At 64.4% G+C, this 17,228-nt stretch carries 19 protein-coding genes; 9 read left to right on the forward strand and 10 right to left on the reverse strand.

Annotated features, from left to right (window positions below):
* Window positions 1-15: 15 nt before the first annotated feature.
* Both B0E51_RS16660 and B0E51_RS16665 read right to left on the reverse strand, forming a co-directional pair.
* On the reverse strand, window positions 16-777 hold the full coding sequence (locus B0E51_RS16660; protein WP_077446009.1) for a type III pantothenate kinase: 762 nt from the start codon (window positions 775-777) through the stop codon (window positions 16-18).
* Window positions 774-1,763, reverse strand: a complete 990-nt coding sequence (locus B0E51_RS16665; protein ID WP_077446010.1) for a biotin--[acetyl-CoA-carboxylase] ligase — start codon at window positions 1,761-1,763, stop codon at window positions 774-776. Before B0E51_RS16665 ends, B0E51_RS16660 begins: the two co-directional genes overlap by 4 nt.
* 214 nt (window positions 1,764-1,977) lie before the next feature.
* Between B0E51_RS16665 and B0E51_RS16670 the strand changes: the two genes are divergently transcribed.
* Complete coding sequence (locus B0E51_RS16670; RefSeq protein ID WP_077446011.1) at window positions 1,978-2,298, forward strand: hypothetical protein; 321 nt, start codon at window positions 1,978-1,980, stop codon at window positions 2,296-2,298.
* A gap of 11 nt (window positions 2,299-2,309) precedes the next feature.
* Window positions 2,310-3,104, forward strand: coding sequence for a M90 family metallopeptidase (locus B0E51_RS16675; RefSeq protein ID WP_077446012.1), 795 nt, complete (start codon window positions 2,310-2,312; stop codon window positions 3,102-3,104).
* Between the two features lie 17 nt (window positions 3,105-3,121).
* On the opposite strand, the gene B0E51_RS16680 is transcribed toward B0E51_RS16675, so the two are convergent.
* The 5 genes from B0E51_RS16680 to B0E51_RS16700 all read right to left on the reverse strand — a co-directional run bounded on the left by B0E51_RS16680 (window position 3,122) and on the right by B0E51_RS16700 (window position 7,314).
* Entirely contained in the window at window positions 3,122-4,543 is a 1,422-nt protein-coding gene (locus B0E51_RS16680) for an ATP-binding protein (protein WP_077446013.1), read from the reverse strand.
* On the reverse strand, window positions 4,509-5,201 hold the full coding sequence (locus B0E51_RS16685) for a response regulator transcription factor (RefSeq protein WP_077439428.1): 693 nt from the start codon (window positions 5,199-5,201) through the stop codon (window positions 4,509-4,511). The genes B0E51_RS16680 and B0E51_RS16685 overlap by 35 nt, the downstream gene beginning before the upstream one ends.
* Window positions 5,201-5,521, reverse strand: coding sequence for a hypothetical protein (locus tag B0E51_RS16690; RefSeq protein WP_077446014.1), 321 nt, complete (start codon window positions 5,519-5,521; stop codon window positions 5,201-5,203). The genes B0E51_RS16685 and B0E51_RS16690 overlap by 1 nt, the downstream gene beginning before the upstream one ends.
* A gap of 82 nt (window positions 5,522-5,603) precedes the next feature.
* Window positions 5,604-6,617 carry a tRNA dihydrouridine(20/20a) synthase DusA gene (gene dusA / locus B0E51_RS16695; RefSeq protein ID WP_077446015.1) on the reverse strand — a complete coding sequence of 338 codons (1,014 nt, stop codon included), beginning with the start codon at window positions 6,615-6,617 and terminating at the stop codon, window positions 5,604-5,606.
* A 7-nt stretch (window positions 6,618-6,624) separates the two neighbouring features.
* Entirely contained in the window at window positions 6,625-7,314 is a 690-nt protein-coding gene (locus B0E51_RS16700; protein ID WP_077446016.1) for a TMEM175 family protein, read from the reverse strand.
* A gap of 232 nt (window positions 7,315-7,546) precedes the next feature.
* Between B0E51_RS16700 and B0E51_RS16705 the strand changes: the two genes are divergently transcribed.
* The 3 genes from B0E51_RS16705 to B0E51_RS16715 all read left to right on the forward strand — a co-directional run bounded on the left by B0E51_RS16705 (window position 7,547) and on the right by B0E51_RS16715 (window position 10,775).
* Window positions 7,547-8,323, forward strand: a complete 777-nt coding sequence (locus tag B0E51_RS16705) for a ferredoxin--NADP reductase (RefSeq protein WP_077446017.1) — start codon at window positions 7,547-7,549, stop codon at window positions 8,321-8,323.
* A gap of 111 nt (window positions 8,324-8,434) precedes the next feature.
* Window positions 8,435-8,920, forward strand: a complete 486-nt coding sequence (locus B0E51_RS16710) for a DUF456 domain-containing protein (protein ID WP_077446018.1) — start codon at window positions 8,435-8,437, stop codon at window positions 8,918-8,920.
* A gap of 76 nt (window positions 8,921-8,996) precedes the next feature.
* Complete coding sequence (locus tag B0E51_RS16715) at window positions 8,997-10,775, forward strand: DUF885 domain-containing protein (protein ID WP_077446019.1); 1,779 nt, start codon at window positions 8,997-8,999, stop codon at window positions 10,773-10,775.
* Window positions 10,776-10,823: 48 nt separating this feature from the next.
* Here B0E51_RS16715 and B0E51_RS16720 read toward each other — a convergent pair whose 3' ends face one another.
* From B0E51_RS16720 to B0E51_RS16730, 3 genes are all read right to left on the reverse strand, one after another.
* Entirely contained in the window at window positions 10,824-11,192 is a 369-nt protein-coding gene (locus tag B0E51_RS16720) for a TfoX/Sxy family protein (RefSeq protein WP_254424557.1), read from the reverse strand.
* A gap of 2 nt (window positions 11,193-11,194) precedes the next feature.
* Complete coding sequence (locus B0E51_RS16725) at window positions 11,195-11,863, reverse strand: hemolysin III family protein (RefSeq protein WP_077446021.1); 669 nt, start codon at window positions 11,861-11,863, stop codon at window positions 11,195-11,197.
* Between the two features lie 116 nt (window positions 11,864-11,979).
* Window positions 11,980-12,387: a hypothetical protein gene (locus tag B0E51_RS16730; RefSeq protein WP_254424562.1), complete on the reverse strand. Its 408-nt coding sequence runs from the start codon at window positions 12,385-12,387 to the stop codon at window positions 11,980-11,982.
* 424 nt (window positions 12,388-12,811) lie between these two features.
* Between B0E51_RS16730 and B0E51_RS16735 the strand changes: the two genes are divergently transcribed.
* From B0E51_RS16735 to cls, 4 genes are all read left to right on the forward strand, one after another.
* Entirely contained in the window at window positions 12,812-13,480 is a 669-nt protein-coding gene (locus tag B0E51_RS16735) for an energy transducer TonB (RefSeq protein WP_077446023.1), read from the forward strand.
* Between the two features lie 296 nt (window positions 13,481-13,776).
* A complete protein-coding gene (locus tag B0E51_RS16740; RefSeq protein WP_077446024.1) occupies window positions 13,777-14,355 on the forward strand; it encodes a cysteine dioxygenase family protein in 579 nt (192 codons plus the stop codon).
* A 27-nt stretch (window positions 14,356-14,382) separates the two neighbouring features.
* Window positions 14,383-15,750, forward strand: a complete 1,368-nt coding sequence (locus B0E51_RS16745) for an FAD/NAD(P)-binding protein (protein ID WP_077446025.1) — start codon at window positions 14,383-14,385, stop codon at window positions 15,748-15,750.
* Window positions 15,751-15,769: 19 nt separating this feature from the next.
* On the forward strand, window positions 15,770-17,161 hold the full coding sequence (gene cls / locus B0E51_RS16750) for a cardiolipin synthase (RefSeq protein WP_077446026.1): 1,392 nt from the start codon (window positions 15,770-15,772) through the stop codon (window positions 17,159-17,161).
* Window positions 17,162-17,228: the final 67 nt, after the last annotated feature.

A 17,228-nucleotide genomic window follows, 5' to 3' on the forward strand; every position in this document is an offset into this window, starting at 1 on the left:
GCAGCAACCAGCATTCTATCCGGGCGACGGCGCCGGCACCTGCGCATTGGCCCACAACGCCAGGCCGCGCAGCACACCATCGTGACTCAGCTGCACCGGCAACGACAGCAGCGGCAGCAGGACCGCCGCATCGCCACCACCCAGCACCAGTGTTGCCGGGCCACCCAGTCGGTGCGCCATACGTGTGGCGAAACGTTCAATCAGAGCCGCCGCCGCCTGCCAGCAACCGGAAGTCACTGCATCAGCCGTGTTGTCGGCCAGTTCCAGAATCTCGCCGGGGCGTTCCGGGCGTACCCGCACCGTCGCATCCCGCAAGGACTGCTGCATCAGCTGCGGCCCGGGGGCGATCAAGCCACCCAGGTGCTGGCCGTCCGCAGCCAGCGCATCCAGTGTGAGCGCCGTCCCGACGCCTGCCACGACGTATGGGGCAGCCCCTTCGGCATGCGCTGCCACCATGGCCAGGAAACGATCCACACCCAGGCGCTGTGGCTCGGCATAGGCATTGCGCACGCCACAGGCGCTGGCCGGTGTCCGCAGCCAGTACGGCTCACGCTCGAACTGCGTCGCCACGCTGGCCGCCACGGCCGACTCGCGCACGCTGTCGACCACCGAAGCGCCGACGACCTGATCGGGGCGCGGCAACGATGACCAAGCCAGTTGCAGAGCCGCGGCGACGTTTTCGTGCCAATCAACGGCACCATGCGCCAACCAGGCGTCAGGCTGCGCCTGCAGCGCCCATTTCAGTCGGGTATTACCCAGATCGAGCAGCAGCTTCATGCGCGGCGCACCGTGACATCCCCGCTGTCGATCGGACACAGGCTTCCATCCGCCAAACGCACCTGCAGTGCACCACGCCCATCCACGCCGGCCCCGATGCCACCGAACATGCCGAGTGCACCACTCAACTGCAGCGGCTGGTCACGCAGCAGATCGTAGCGTGCATAGTCGGCGACGAAACCGGCAAAGCCATCGCGTTCGAATTGGCTCAGACCTTCTATCAAGCCAGCGATCAGCGCCGCAGCCACGCGATTGCGGTCCGGTGGCGTGCCGCCAGCCAGCATAGCCAGGTCACATGCCGGCTGCCCAGCCTGTGCTTGTAGTGCCGGGGTCAACCGCAGGTTGAGGCCGATTCCGATGATTGCAGCACACGGTCCCTGGTATTCACCGCTCAACTCAACCAGGATGCCGCCCAGCTTGCCACCAGGGCGACCATCCTCGATGGCCAGCAGATCATTCGGCCATTTCAGACCGGCTCCGGCGATACCCAGCGATTCCAGTGCGCGCAGTACGATCACCCCGATCGCCAGGGACAGGCCGCTCAACGCGGCAAATCCCGATTCGAAGCGTTTGAGGCACGACATATAGAGGTTCAAGCCCGGCGGCGACAGCCACGTGCGTCCACGCCGACCACGTCCGGCGGTCTGCGTCTCGGCCAGAAGAATACTGAGATCCTTCGCAACAGCGCCCCGCCGCTGCAATTCGCTGGACGTCGAATCCAGCTCCCAGTGCACTTCAAGTGCACCCAGTCTGCGTAGCAGTACGGCTGGCAGGGCCGTGCGGATCTGCTTCGCATCCAGCATCTGCAACGGCCACGGCAGCCGGTAACCAGCCGCTGCACGCGCCTCGATCGGTACGCCACGGGCGCGCAGAGCCTCAATCTGCTTCCAGATCGCTGCGCGGGTCACGCCCCCCTGATCGGCCAGACTGGTGCCGGAGATCGGTTCACCCGCGGCAAGCATGGCCAGCAATTGCGCTGGCTGCATCAGCCTGCCGCTCCTGCGGGAGCGACAACTGGCCAGCGGCGATTGACGGCGGGATAGGGCAAGATCGGCATGCACTGATTCTAGCCCGGCCGACCTAGCGCGCGGCATCGGTGCTGTCGCCTCGTGAATGACGACCCAGCCGGAGCACTGGCACCGCAACGATGTTTCTGAGACGATCCAAGCCTTCGCTTGCGGGTCAGGGAGTTCGATCACCATGCGTGTCACACACTGGCTTATCGGTTGCACCCTGTGCATTGCCGGCATCGGCAGTGCCGCCGCAACGAGTCTGGACACCCAGGAGCAGGACAATGCCCAGCACGCGACTGCCGACAGTGCCAGTTCGCGGGATGGCAACAGCAGTGGTGGCGATGCGCTGGGGCTGACTCACGACACCCCGCGTGCTACCGGCAGCGAAAGTTCAGGCAGCACCTCCGGCAACAGCAGCGATCGCTCCAGCGGCGCCTCTTCGGCACCAGCGCCCTCTCGCCAGCCGCACCTAGGCTGGCAATCGCTGCTGCCCGGATCCATCCAGTAGCACCAGGCACCATGCCCGGACGTTGGTGGCAATCACTGCGGGCACGTTTCGAACCTGCTCCAATTGCCGATGCGCTATGGCGGCGTGCATTGGCTGCGTGTCCACTGGCGCGCCGACTGGATCCCGTACGGCAGGTTCAGCTGCGTCGACTCGCCACGCTATTCCTCGCCCGCAAACAATTCCATGCATTGGCTGGCACCGTGCTGGACGACTACTGGCGCTTGCTGATTGCGATGCAAGCCTGTCTGCCGGCGCTGCAGCAGGGGGCTGGCAGCCTGCGCGGTTGGCACGAAGTGCTGATCTATCCCGGTGAGTTCAAGGTGCGCCGCAGCCATCACGATGATCGCACCGATGCCGCTACCGGAATCGACAAGACACTGACCGGCGAGGGCTGGGAACGCGGTCCGCTGGTGCTGTCGCTGGCTGACGTGCAGTTGGATCTGGAACAGCCGTGGGACGGCTACAACGTGGTCGTGCACGAGATGGCACACAAGCTGGACATTCTCGACGGCCCGCTCGATGGCGTGCCACCACTGGTGGAAATTCCACGACGGCGCTGGATCGAGCAGTTTCAGCTGGCCTATGGCCGCCTCAGCCAGGCTTCTGCGCAGAATCACGACAGCCCGATCGCTCACTACGCGGCGGAAAGCGCCGGTGAATACTTCGCCGTCGTCAGCGAGCTGCACTACTCGCAACCTGCGCTGCTGCGCCAGGCGGAGCCGGCAATCGCCGGATTGCTCGAGGCGTTTTACGGTCGTTCACCGGCAGAGGGTTGCGATCCACCCGGATTCGGCCGCACACGCTGAACTCGGCCGATGCCTCGTCAGCTCGCCGCCAAGGTTACGCTGAAACGTGCGCCACCGAACTCCGGCGAGCGATCGACTACCAGCTCGCCCTGATAGGCATGCACGATGTCCTGCACGATCGACAGGCCGATGCCATGGCCCTGCACACGCTCGTCACCACGCACGCCACGCTGCAGAACTTTCTCGATCTTGTCTTCGGCGATGCCTGGGCCATCGTCTTCCACACTCAAACGCAGGCCAGGCCGTTGCCGACCCGGCTGCTGCTGCATCTTCACTTCCAGCAGTACGCGATGCCCCGCCCATTTGAAGGCGTTCTCCAGCAGATTGCCCATCAGCTCCAGCAGATCACCCTGCTCGCCGTAGAACACCGCGCCATCCTCGATATCGAACTCGCAGAGCACATTCTTGGCGGCATGAACCTTCTCCAGGCTCTGCACCAGATCCTCGGCATGACTGGCGATCAGCACTGCACTGGCAAAGGTCTGCCGGCCGGACGTGGCGGCGCGCGACAGCTGGTAGGCGACCAGCTCATCCATTCGCCGCACCTGCACCAGCACACCGTTGCGCCGCGACGATTCGTCGCCAGTGGCCGATTCAAGCTGCGAACGGATCACCGCCAGCGGAGTCTTCAGGCTGTGCGCGAGGTCGGCCAGCGTGTGCCGGTAACGGGTACGTTGCTCGCGCTCATTGGTGATGAAAGCATTGATGCGCTCGGTCAGCCCGGTCAGCTCCAGCGGGTACTGGCTGTCCAGTTGTTCGCTGTCGCCGTGTTCGACCCGGCTCATGTCGCTGGCCACTTTGCGCAGCGGGGTCAGGCTCCAGCGCAGCAGCAGCAGCTGCAGCACGATCAGCATCACGCCGAGGATCGACAGCCAGACCACCAGCGTGCGCCGGAATACCGCGTTGTCACCCTCGAACTGCGCCTCGGTCTGCGCCACCGTCAAGGTGAGCCGCACCGATTTCCTCTCCTCGGTATCCAGCGCCACGCCATAGCTGTAGTAGTACAAGCGGCCCATGCGCGTATCGATGGGACCGACGAACTGGTCCTCGCCCGGATCCAGCAGCTTCAGGAAGCTGAAATCACGCCCAATCGCCGAGGACGACTCCCAATGGAATCCGCGATCACCCACGGCCACCGCATAGAGTCCGGAGCCGGGTTGCGAGAATTTCGGATCGGGCAGCGTGTCGTTCGGCGGCAACAGCTTGCCATTGCGGTTGACGTCGGTATTGGTGATATAGGCGATGGCAAAGTTCTGCAACCGGTCGTGCATGGCGGTCAGCGCACGCTCCTTGTTCGCCTGCGACAGGGTCAGCCCGACCAGACCGAGAAAGCCGGCCAGCACGAATCCGGTGGCAATCGCCGCGCGGGCCGCCAGTGACAGCGGCCGGCGCGGCGATTCCGGTTCATTCGTCGTCGCCGTCAGTGCGCGGGATGGCAAAGCGGTATCCGCGTCCACGTACCGTCTCGATGGGTTTGAGGGTACCTTCCGGATCGAGCTTGCGCCGCAACCGGCCGATGAACACTTCGAGCACGTTGGAGTCGCGGTCGAAATCCTGCTGGTAAATGTGCTCGGTGAGGTCGGCCTTGGAAACCAGCTCGCCAGCGTGCAGCATCAGATATTCCAGCACTTTGTATTCGTAGCTGGTCAGGTCGACCAGCTTGCCTTCCACCGTCACCGTCTGCGCAGTCGTGTCCAGCTTGATCATGCCGCAGGCCAGGATCGGCTTCGACCAGCCGCTGGCGCGACGCACCAGCGCGTTGATGCGCGCCAGCAGTTCCTCCACGTGGAAGGGTTTCACCAGATAGTCGTCGGCGCCGTACTTCAGTCCCTCGACCTTGTCCTGCCAGCTGCCACGCGCAGTCAGGATCAGGATCGGATAGCGCTGGCCAGCCTCGCGCAGCGCCTTGACCAGATCCATGCCGGACATCTTGGGCAGGCCCAGGTCAATGATCGCCAGATCGAACGGTACTTCGCGGCCGAGGTAGATACCTTCCTCGCCATCCTGCGCTGCATCGACCGCAAAACCGTCCCGCTTCAGGCGTGCCGCCAGCGTCTCGCGCAACGGCGCCTCGTCCTCCACCAACAGGATGCGCATCAGTGTTTCTCCTTGCTGCCCGCGTTCTTGACGGGCGGGTTCTTGGTTGACTGTGCCGGGACTGAATTCTTGCTCGCCTCGGAGGAAACCACCAACTTCTGCACATGCCCATCCGGCGTGAGCACCTTGATGAAATACTTTACCCCACGACCCACGCGATGCTGCTCGGCCGACAACACCTTGCCTCCGGTTTCCTGCTGCGCCCTGAGCACCGCCTGATCCAGCGTGATCCCCGGCTCCGTCGACTGCGCCGACACTGTCGCAGCGGCACCCAGCAGGCATATCAGCAGAACGGGAATGAAGTTTTTGTGCGTAGTCATGCGTGAAAATCCCGCCCGGCAAAGGCCGTAGCGCTCAGCGTAGGCAATCCGGGCTGAATACTGACCGGCCGGCCGCCAGCTGTCACGCCGCCACCGAGCACGGCGCCAGCGCCTGCTCGAGCAGAGCCCAGCCCGCGCCCGGCAGGTGCGCGCCCTCGCTGAGGGTACGCCGGAACGCCCGCGCGCCCGGTTCGCCTTGGTACAACCCCAGCAAATGCCGGCTGATGTGCTTGAACGCGGTGCCGCGTGCCAGCTCGGCCTCGATGTATGGCTGCATGTGCTGCAACACGCCCGCGCGCGACGGCAGCGGTTCGCCGTATAGCGAAGCCTCGACCTGTGCCAGCAGGTAGGGATCGTGATACGCGGCGCGACCCAGCATCACGCCATCCAGCTGGGCCAGGTGCGCCTGCACTTGCTCGACCGTGGTGATTCCGCCATTGATCACCACGACCAGCCCGGGGAACTCGCGCTTGAGCCGGTAGACCCGCTCGTAGTCCAGCGGCGGAATCTCGCGATTCTCCTTCGGCGACAAGCCCTGCAGCCACGCCTTGCGCGCGTGCACCACCAGTACTTCGACGCTGGCTTCCAGCATCGTCTCGGTGAAGTGCTGCAGCCCGGCGTAGTCGTCCTGGTCATCAACGCCGATGCGACATTTCACCGTCACCGGCACGCTGACCGCATCGCGCATTGCCTTCATGCAGTCACCGACCAATGCCGGTTCACGCATCAGGCAGGCGCCGAAACGGCCCGACTGCACCCGATCGGATGGGCAACCCACGTTGAGGTTGATCTCGTCATAACCCGCCTCGGCACCGAAGCGCGCCGCCTGCGCCAACTCGTGCGGATCGCTGCCGCCCAGCTGCAAGGCGACCGGTTGCTCCTGCTGGCTGTGCTCGAGCAGGCGCAGCTGCCTGCCACGCACCAGCGCCGCGCTGGTCACCATCTCGGTATACAGCCGCGCCCGTGGCGACAGCAGGCGATGGAAGTAGCGGCAGTGACGATCGGTCCAGTCCATCATCGGGGCCACGCATACACGCCAAGGCGCGATCGTGGATTCGGTGCCGACAATGGCGGGACTGGTAACAGGGGCGGTCATTTCGCCGCTATTGTCCCGGATTGACGCCCTCGTGGGGAGCATTCGCTTCATCGGCGCTGGCTGAGCCCACTTTGGCTGAGCGCTCCAGCCGCACCGACGCGATACGCAAGCCCACGCCCACCAGCATGACCAGCACAGCCGCCAGTTTCAGCTGCGCGCTATAAAGCGCCACTGCGCCAAACACCATCGCCACGAACAATTCCTGCAGCAGCCATCCCCATGCACGTGATCGCGGAACATCCGGCGCCAGCTGTGCGATGAAAGCGGCATAACCCCAGCCGGCGGCGAGGCAGGCATAGTTGGCCATCAGCGCTATCGAATAGACGAGCATGCCGATGGAGCCCGAGCCCATCGCACCGCTGAGCAACACCCGTATCACGACCGGCATCAGCGCCACCAGACTCAGCAAGAGCAGGCTGATCAGCGTCATCGGCATATCGACATAACGCAAATGTGCCAGCGTGCGTCGATGCCTGACCCACACACTGCTGATGATGGCGAAGCTGACGAAATAGGTCAGCAGCGGGCCGATCCATGCATGAAGCAGACTCTCACCGGGCTGCGCCTCAGTCTTCAGCTCCACGGCCGACAGCGTCATCGCAATGGCGAACACGCCGTCGGACAACATCACCAGCCGGTCGAAATGACGCTGATGGACGTGATGCCCCTTCACCGGCATTGACGTGCCTGATTCCATACCACACTCCCCTAAGTCGGCTGTCCGCATGATGCCTCAGAATGCTGCAGCGGTCTTCAAGACACTGCGCACGGACGAGCGCATCATGGATCGCGTAAAATGCCCCGAGTAGGAGCAGCGTGCGGCATCAGCGACGCACTGCACCAGTACCTCGTCACCATGCGGTTCGCCGTCATGATGAATGACGAACCCGCCCTAATCCGCATGATCCGCAATCGTTGAGACGATAACCATGGTGGCATTCGCGACCGAGCACGTGATCGATGTGCAGCACTGGAACGACACGCTCTTCAGCTTCCGCACCACACGCGACCCCGGCTTCCGTTTCGACAGCGGGCAGTTCGTGATGATCGGGCTGGAGACGAACGGGCGGCCGCTGATGCGCGCGTATTCGATCGCCAGCGCAAGCTGGGAAGAACACCTCGAATTTTTCTCGATCAAGGTCGCCAACGGTCCGCTCACCTCGCGCCTGCAGCATCTCAAGCCCGGCGACCCGCTGATCGTCACGCGCAAGCCCACCGGCACGCTGGTGTTGAATGATCTGAAGCCCGGCCGACATCTGTATCTGCTCGGCACCGGCACCGGGCTGGCACCGTTCATGAGCATCATCCGCGACCCGGACACCTACGAGCGCTTCGACAGGATCGTGCTGGCGCACGGCGTACGCCATATCAACGACCTCGCCTACGCCGACTATCTCGAACACGAGTTGCCGCAGCATGAATACCTCGGCGAACTAGTACGCGAGAAACTGATCTACTACCCCACCGTGACGCGCGAACCGTTCCGCAACCGTGGCCGCATCACCGACGCGATTGTCGATGGCGTGATGAGCGAGGTCACCGGCCTGCCACCGCTGAATCCCGAGACCGACCGCGTGATGTTGTGCGGCAGCCCGGTGATGCTGGATGACCTGTGCGCCCTGCTCGACGGTCGCGGCTTTCAGGCCTCACCACGTACACGCGAACCGGGCGACTACGTGGTCGAGCGGGCCTTCGTCGAGAAGTGAGCATGGTGTGGTGAGCGGTACCGCGTCAGTCGGCATGGACTGGCGCAATCCGCGAACTCCTGAAATGCTGCCGATCATGGCCGGGCTGTCCCTGCCGCACGGATCCCGTCGATGGACATCGCCCTGTACGTACTTGCTGCGCTGCTGATCGTCGGTGGTCTGGCCGGTGCCGTGTTGCCCTCGCTGCCCGGCATCCCGATGATCTTCGGCGGCATCTGGCTGGTCGCCGCGGTGGACGGATACCGGCATCTCGGCCTGTGGTGGCTGCTGGCTATCGGCACGCTGGGCGGCATCGGGGTGGTCGTCGACTTCGTTGCCAGCACGCTCGGCGCCAAACGTGTCGGCGCCAGCAAGCTGGCCTTGTGGGGTGCCAGTGCCGGCACCCTGATCGGGATGTTCTTCGGCATTCCCGGCCTGCTGTTCGGACCGTTCCTCGGCGCACTTGCCGGCGAACTGGCTTCCGGCACCAGTGTGCTGCGTTCGGCGCATGTCGGCATCGGCACCTGGCTTGGCCTGCTGTTCGGCACGCTGATAAAGCTGGTGCTCTCCTTTGTGATGGTCGGCCTGTTCGGCGTGGCCATGTTGTTCTTCGGCTGAGTGCCACGACCTTCGGCACATGGCGCCGGGCGGGTGCACGCACCTAGGCTGGGCTACTTCATCGGGAGCCCTGCCCATGTCCAAATATCTCGCCATCGCCATGGCGACCGCGCTGGCTGCCGCCGGCTCGGTCCACGCCCAGACAGCTACCACGCCACCCGCCTGGGTCGCACGCAGCAATGCCGACGCCCAGGTGCTGCTGGATACGTTGGCCCGTTTCAGTCCGGAATTCGCCTCGCAGATCGGCGTCCCCGGCTATGACGACAAGGTCGCCGACCTCAAGCCCGGCATCGATGCACGCTCACGTGCGGCGCTGGTGGACGCCAAGAGCAAGCTGGAAAGCATGCTGGCGACCGAGAAGGATGCCAACGTGCAGCAGGACCTGCACATCATGATCGATGCGACCTCCCAGCAAATCGAAGGCATCGACCTCAACGCGAAATACCTGCTGCCGTTCCAGGATGTCGGCCAGCTGATCTTCGGCGGCGAGTTTGCATTGCTGAAGGATGGCATCGATGCCAAGCGACACCCATCCGCGCTGGGCCGCCTGCAGTGCTATATCGGCAAGGCGCCCGGTTGCACGCCGATCACCCAGCTGGCCGAGGCACAGACCACCGAGCGGCTGGGCAACAAGGCACTGCTGGGTCCCTACAAGGGCCAGGTCGACCAGCAGCTGGAGAACACCTCGCACTACGTCGACGGCATCCGCCAGCTGTTCGCCAAGTACAAGCTGGACAATGCCGAAGGCGAGGCCGCGCTGGAGACGCTCTCCCAGCAACTGAAGGACTATGACAGCTGGGTGCGCAGCACCGTACTGCCACATGCGCGTACCGACTTCCGTATGCCCGAACCACTGTATGCCTACACGCTCAAGCAGGTCGGCATCGACATTCCGCCGCAGGAACTGATGAAGCAGGCGGAGCTGGAATTCGTCGAGATGCGCGGCGCGATGCAGATGCTGGCACCGGTGGTGGCCAAAGCCGAGGGCATCGAGGCCACCGATTACCGCGACGTGCTGAAGGCACTGAAGAAACAGCAGCTGCCGAAAGACCAGGTGCTGCCGTGGTACCACGACGTACTCGGCCAGATCGAGGCAACCATACGCCGCGAGCACATCGTCACCCTGCCCCAGCGCAAGATGCAGATGCGTCTGGCCTCGGACGCCGAGAATGCACAGATCCCGGCACCGCACATGGATCCACCGCCGTTCATCAACAATCACGGTGAAGAGGGCACCTTCGTGCTGAGCACCGGCCACCCGGCAAAGCAGGGCGACACCAGCCAGAGCTACGACGACTTCACCTTCAAGGCCGCGGCATGGACGCTCACTTCGCACGAAGGCCGCCCCGGCCACGAGCTGCAGTTCGCTGCGATGCTCGAACGCGGCGTGTCGCTGGCACGCAGCCTGTTCGCGTTCAACAGCGTCAACGTGGAAGGCTGGGCGCTGTATTCGGAATCGGAAATGCTGCCGTATGAGCCGCCAGCCGGCCAGTTCGCTGCCCTGCAGGCCCGCATGATGCGCGCCGCGCGCGCCTATCTCGACCCGATGCTCAACCTCGGCCTGATCAGCAAGGAGCGTGCGAAAGAGGTGCTGGTGCACGACGTCGGTCTGTCCGAACCGATGGCGCGCGAGGAGATCGACCGCTACACCTTCAACAGCCCTGGCCAGGCCGCCTCGTACTTTTACGGCTACATGCGGATCCAGCAGGTGCGGCTGGAAACCGAGCTCACGCTGGGACCGAAGTTCGACCGCATGGCGTTCAACGACTTCGTGATCGGCCAAGGCCTGCTTCCACCGGCCCAGCTGGCCGAGGCAGTGCGCACACAATTCATTCCGGCCCGGCAGAAGCATTGAGCCCGTCGCTGGCGGCGGGCTCCGGCCTGCCGCCACGGCATCACACCGTCATCGACGGCCTGACGAATGTACTGAACGTGGTTTGACCGCGCGCCATTGCCCACTTCTGGCCAGCCACTCGGCAAGCTTCGTCGTATCACGGCATACCACCGCAGGCACGATGATGTAATGCCGGCTTGGCGCCGCACCAGGTTTGGCAATCAGCCGTGCGGCACCTTCCAGCCGCAGCAGCGCCAACTGATCGGCCGGCGCCAGCTTCAGGGCCAGCCCGGCGACCGTCAGCCATGCACACGGCTGCTCATCGAAATATGCCATCAGGCCGCCAAACATCGGCTTGAAGCGCAGATCATGCGGCTTGCCCAGATGCGTGGCCGCATCCTCGAGTTCGCGGCGCATCGCATCCAGTGCGACGGGCATGCTCATACTCGTGCGTCGGGAAGCACGTACAACAGCACGGCGAGAAAATGCAGCACACTGCCTGCCAGCACGAACACATGCCACAGCGCATGGTGATACGGCAGCCGCCGCCACAGGTAGAACGGCACGCCCAGCGTATAGGCCACTCCGCCACCGATCAGCAGCCACATGCCGCCGGCCTGCAGATGCGTGCTGAGCGGCTTGAATGCGATCATGCCGATCCAGCCCATGCCCACATACAGCAACACCGCCAGTTTGTGATATCGCTTAAGCAGGCCCAGCTCCAGTGCACTGCCGGCCAGCGCCAGCGTCCACACTGCGGCGAACAGACTCCAGCCCCAGGTGCCAGGCAAGGCGATCAGGGTAAACGGGGTATAAGTGCCAGCAATCAGCACATAGATCGCGATGTGATCGAACGCGCGCAACGCCGGTTTGGCGGCAGGCACGGAAATCGAGTGGTACAAGGTGGAGGCGGTATACAGCAGCACCAGCGAGGTGCCAAACACCGCACAGGCGATCACCGCCAGCGCATCGCCGTGCAGTGCCGCAAAGGCCACCAAGGTCGCCAGCCCGGCAATGCTCAGGACAATGCCGATGCCGTGGATGATGCTGCTGGCAAGTTCGTCACCGAAGCTGTAGCGCGGTACGACCGCACCGGATGTGGCGGACATGGGAGACTCCTGAAAATGCCGGGATGGTTACACGACACTAGCTCTACCTTAACCGGCACACTGACGCTTGCATACCTATGCGCATGGTCGTACCAGCGTCGACCGTCGCCATGTCATCACTCGATGATGAACGCACCAAAAGCCACTCCAAGGTTCCAGCCCTCGCCCTTGCCGCTGAGCGCCAGCGAGACATTGCCCTTGGTCAGCACCTGCGCCGCAGCCGCCTTGTCCTCGACACCGGCATGCGCTTCGGCATTGGCGTAATGGCCAAGCACATCGCGCACATTGCTGATCCCGCTGAACTTCCCGATGCCATTGCTGATCCTGGTCTTGCCGAAGGTCAGCCCACCGCCCTTGGCGCGCAGCTTCACGTGCAGGCTCTGGCCATTGCTGCAACGAACCGTGCCGCTGCCGCTGGCGGTCTTGTAGAACACCGACCAACCCGACAGCTGAAAACTCATCTTGCATGAGATATCCCCGGCACGGGCCGGTGTGCCGGCAAGCAACCCGCCGCACACCAGCATCGTCACGACTGTCCATTTGATCAGATTCATCTGTCGCCACTCCCCATGCCGGCCCGTTGCCGATATCCGATTGTCGCAGGGTGGCTCCATCCGCAGGCAACCACGGCGTTAAATCCACCTTCACCCCAATTGCACGCCATTGGCATGCGGCGGCTGGGAAACTGCCTCCGCGGTGACAATCCATCCCCCTGTCATCCGCATTCCGCCCTGCCTCCCCGCAGGGCATTTTTTTGCCCGGCGGATACAACTGTCGTCGCCATCCCGACAGGCATGCCGCGCTCAATGCCATCTGATATGGACGTCCAGCCGTCCACTTGCGCAATGGCAGGCAACAAGCATAGGCTGCAGTTGCGGCCGCACGATCCCCCTGCCCGTGTGCAGCGTGACGGACGCAACATCCCAAACTGCCGTCAGGAGGTCGCTTATGTCGTCCGCAAGCCTGGCTGTTGCCCGTCGCCCCGACCCCGCACGTATCGCTGCCCTCAGTGCCGCGATCGCCCTCAACCTTGCCGTGATCGCGATCGCCACACGGCCCATCACGCCGGCGCAGCTCGCCGCTGCCCGGCAGCTGACTCCCGTACCACTGATCCACTTGATCGATCCCCCGGCAAAGCTGCCACCACCGCCAGTGATCGAGCTGAAACCGTTGCCGCATCCGCCAGTACCTGTAATGACCCATCCGCGACCGATGCCGATCGCCACACCGCCGGTGGTGACGCCAAGCACGGAGGGCCATGTCGCCGCGCCACTGACCAGCACCCCGACATTGAATCCACCGAGCACCGTTCAGGGCCCCGCCACGACGGCCATTCCGATCGAGGCAAGCCTGGCGTATCGCTCGGCACCGCTGCAGTTCCCGGCCCAGGCCTTGCGCCAGCATATGCAGGGCACCGTACTGCTGCGCGTGCTGGTGGACGAGAACGGCAAGCCGGTGGATGTGCAGATCGAGCACGGCAGCGGCTATGCCCTGCTCGATCGCAGTGCGCGCGAACAGGTACTGGCCAGCTGGCGCTTTCAGCCTGCACTGGTGAATGGCCACGCGGTGCGCGCATGGGCACGCGTGCCAGTGAGCTTCGCCCTGCGCGGACAATAGGCCGCACAAACGGAAGGCCCGGCCGGCAACACGTGCCGACCGGGCCCTTCCACGGCAACCACACCTCAGAATTGCAGGTACCGGCGCTTCGCCTGTCAGCTCACGCCGGGCACTGTGCGTGACAGGCCGAACCACCACCATGAAGCGGTTCGGCATCACCAGCGCAGCTCCAGCATGGACGCCTCACGCGCGCGGCGCATGGTGCAAAAGTCATGGCAAAAAATCGTTGCTGGCTTACACGTCTTTAACGACAGGCATGCTCCACTGATGCCCAGTTACCCTGTAGAGCTTCATGCATGGGCAAGCACAGCCGCACCTTGAAAACACTGCGCGATATCGCGCTTGAATACGGCAGCAGTGAACAACCGGATCTGGCCTCGATGGCACGCGAACTGGGTCGCGTGGTGCATCAGAATGCGGCGACGCTGGCAAATCGTCTGGCTCCCTTGCGCGCGCGTCAACGCGGCTTCGAACGCTGGCTGCTGGCCGAACGCAACAAACCGGCGCTCAGTGTGCTGGTGATGGCGTGGCCACCGAACCATCTCACCCCGGTGCATGACCATGCCGGCCTGTGGGGACTGGAGGTAGCTCTCGCTGGCGCACTCGAAGTGCAGTCCTATGCGCGCGACTCCGCTTCAGGTGACCTGCGCATGCTCGGTCGCGACTGGCTCGGTCCGGGTGATGGCACCTGGTTCGAGGGTGACGAAAACCACGCGCATCGGTGCCGCAACCTGTCCAGGCACGATACCGCGCTGACCCTGCACGTCTACGGTGGTGACCTGGCGCAATTCTTCGCTTACGAGCAGACCGGACCTTCCGGCGGCTGGATCGCACAGCCGCAGCAAAGCCGCATTGCCGGCCGCCTGCGCGGCTGACCGCACGCCACTTACACAGGGAATTTCATGTTTCGACGGGTCGCCATCATCGGCGGCGGTGCCGCGGCAGCGACCTTGCTCGGCGAACTGCTGGAGCGCCAGTCAGCGCAGCCACTGCATCTGGACTGGTATACCGGTGCTACCAGCGCGCCGGCGCGCGGCGTCGCGTATGGCACCACCTCGGATCGCCATCTGCTGAACGTGCGGGCGGCATCGATGAGCATGTTTGCCGGCAGGCCACGCGGCTTTCTGGATTTCGTGCAGCGTGAGGATCCGGCGATTGCCGGCACTGATTTCCTGCCGCGCCGCCGCTATGGCGACTATCTCGAGGCGGAAGTGGCACGCGCGCTGCAGCAAGGCAAGGCGCACGGCCACGACGTCAACATCATTCCATTCACCGTCGATGCGCTGGTTCCCGAAAACGATGGCGTCACGCTGATTCACGGCGAGGAAAACCATCGGGCCGATGCCGCCGTGCTGGCGCTGGGCGCATTGCCGCCACAGCCACTGGGCGGTGTCAGCAAGGCAGCGCTGGACAGCGGCCGCTACGTGGTGGATCCATGGCAGCAGCTGGCCGGCGCCGCCGAAACCAGTCCGCCACCACGCAAGGTGGTGCTGATCGGCCTGGGACTGACCGCTGTCGACGTACTGCTCGAACTCGCCGCGCAATGGCCGCAGACCAAATTCATCGCCGTCTCCCGCCATGGGCTGCTCCCCGCAGCGCATCTGTCCAAGGCCGCCGCGCCGGCCGATGACAGCGCCGAGTTGATCACCTCGATGCGCGATGCCCCCGAAATCCACCGCTGGCTGCATCTGCTGCGCGAAGCCTGTGCACAGGAAACCGACTGGCGCCCGGTCATCGACAGCCTGCGACCACATACGTCCGGCCTTTGGCACGAGCTGCCGCTGGAGCAGCGCGCACGTTTCCTGCGTCATGCACGCTGGGCCTGGGAACGTGTACGGCACCGCATGCCGCCGCAGGTACTGGAGTCGATTGCGACCCTGGAACAGGCTGGCCAGCTGCAGCGTCAACGCGGCCGGGTGCAGTCGGTCGATCTTGTCGACAATACCCTGCAACTCACCCTGAGCCACGCAGGCGAAACGCGTACGCTGGATGCCGACCTGGTAATCCAGACCGTCGGCCTGGATACCGACGTGCGCCGTACCCGGCATCGGCTGGTGCGGCAGCTGGTGACCAACGCGCACATCACGGCAGACCCGCTCGGCCTCGGCGCACAGGCCGATGCAGCAGGCCGCTTGCGCCACAACGGCGCCAGCTGGCCGCACCTGTTTGCCATCGGCAGCCTGTTGCGCGGTACGCTGTGGGAGTCCACTGCCATGCCGGAGATCCGCCAGCAGGCCCGCAACCTCGCCGATCAGCTATTGGGCGACTAGCCGGCTTGCCTGGCCAGCCATGACCGTCAGCATGCTCACCGCCGGCATCGTGTTGCTGCATCTGCTGGGCGTGGTCGCGGCGATGCATGCGGTGATGCACACACGCACCCCGCAAGGCGCGATCGGCTGGGCGATCGGCCTGTTGCTGCTGCCCTATGTCACCTTGCTGCCGTACCTGTATCTCGGTTCCAGCCGCTTCCTCGGCTATCGCAGCGGGCACAAGTTGCGGCCAGCCCCGCTGTCGCCGGCCAGCACGGACGGACACGCGATCGATCCGGGCTGCACCCGCTTCGCCGCGATCAGCGCCTTGCAGGGACGACCGTTCCGCGGTGGCCACCAGCTGCGCCTGCTGATCGATGGCGTGGCCGCCTTTGACGCCATGCTGGCGGCGATGGCGGCAGCGGAAAACTATCTGCTGGTGCAGTTCTTCATCATCCACGATGACGGGCTCGGTCGGCGCCTGCAGCAACTGCTGCTGCAACGTGCCTCCGCCGGCGTGCGCGTCTGCGTGCTGTTCGACGGCATCGGCAGCCACGCGTTGCCGCAGCATTACGTCGATACCTTGCGCGCCGGCGGCGTGGCCATTCACCGCTTCGCCACCCATCGCTGGCGCAACCGCTTGCAGCTGAATTTCCGCAACCACCGCAAGATCGTGGTGGTGGATGGTGTGTGCGCCTTCGTCGGCGGCCTCAACGTAGGCGACGAATACCTCGGCCTGAAACCGCCGCTGGCACCGTGGCGCGATACCCAACTGGAGTTGCGCGGGCCGGTGGTAGCCGATCTGCAACAGCGTTTTGCCGAAGATTGGCAGTGGATCACCGGCAGCCTGCCGCCGATGCTGGCGCCAGCACCCGGCACGGGCGAAGCCAGCGCGCTGATCGTGGCCAGCGGACCGGCCGACGAACTGGAAACCGGCTCGCTGTTCTTCACCGCGGCGATCAATGCCGCACGCGAACGCGTGTGGCTGAGCACGCCCTACTTCGTGCCGGATCACTCGGTGCGCGCGGCGTTGCAGCTGGCGGTGCTGCGCGGGGTCGACGTGCGCGTGCTGGTCCCGGCGCGACCGGATCACCGCACCGTGTTTCTCGCTTCCACCCTCCACGCCTATCACGCCGTGCGCACCGGCATCCGCATGTTCCGCTATCAACCCGGCTTCTTGCACCAGAAGGCGCTGCTGATCGACCACGACAGCGCGGCGATCGGCAGCATGAACCTGGACAGCCGTTCGTTCCGACTCAATTTCGAGATCAGCGCGCTGGTGGTCGACCCGGCGTTTGCCGGCGAGGTGGAGACCATGCTGACAACCGACTTCAGCCGCGCCCGGGCCATCGACGAACGCGAATACCTCGACGCACCTTACCTGCGCCGGGTGGCAATGCACGTGGCACGGCTGTTCGATCCGCTGCTGTAGCGGGCGGCGCGCAGCACGCTTGGCGCATCATTGCGAAGCGAAACACGACGAACTGAAGCACCTCCCG

This window comes from Rhodanobacter sp. C05 (assembly GCF_002001165.1).
Lineage (GTDB): Bacteria > Pseudomonadota > Gammaproteobacteria > Xanthomonadales > Rhodanobacteraceae > Rhodanobacter.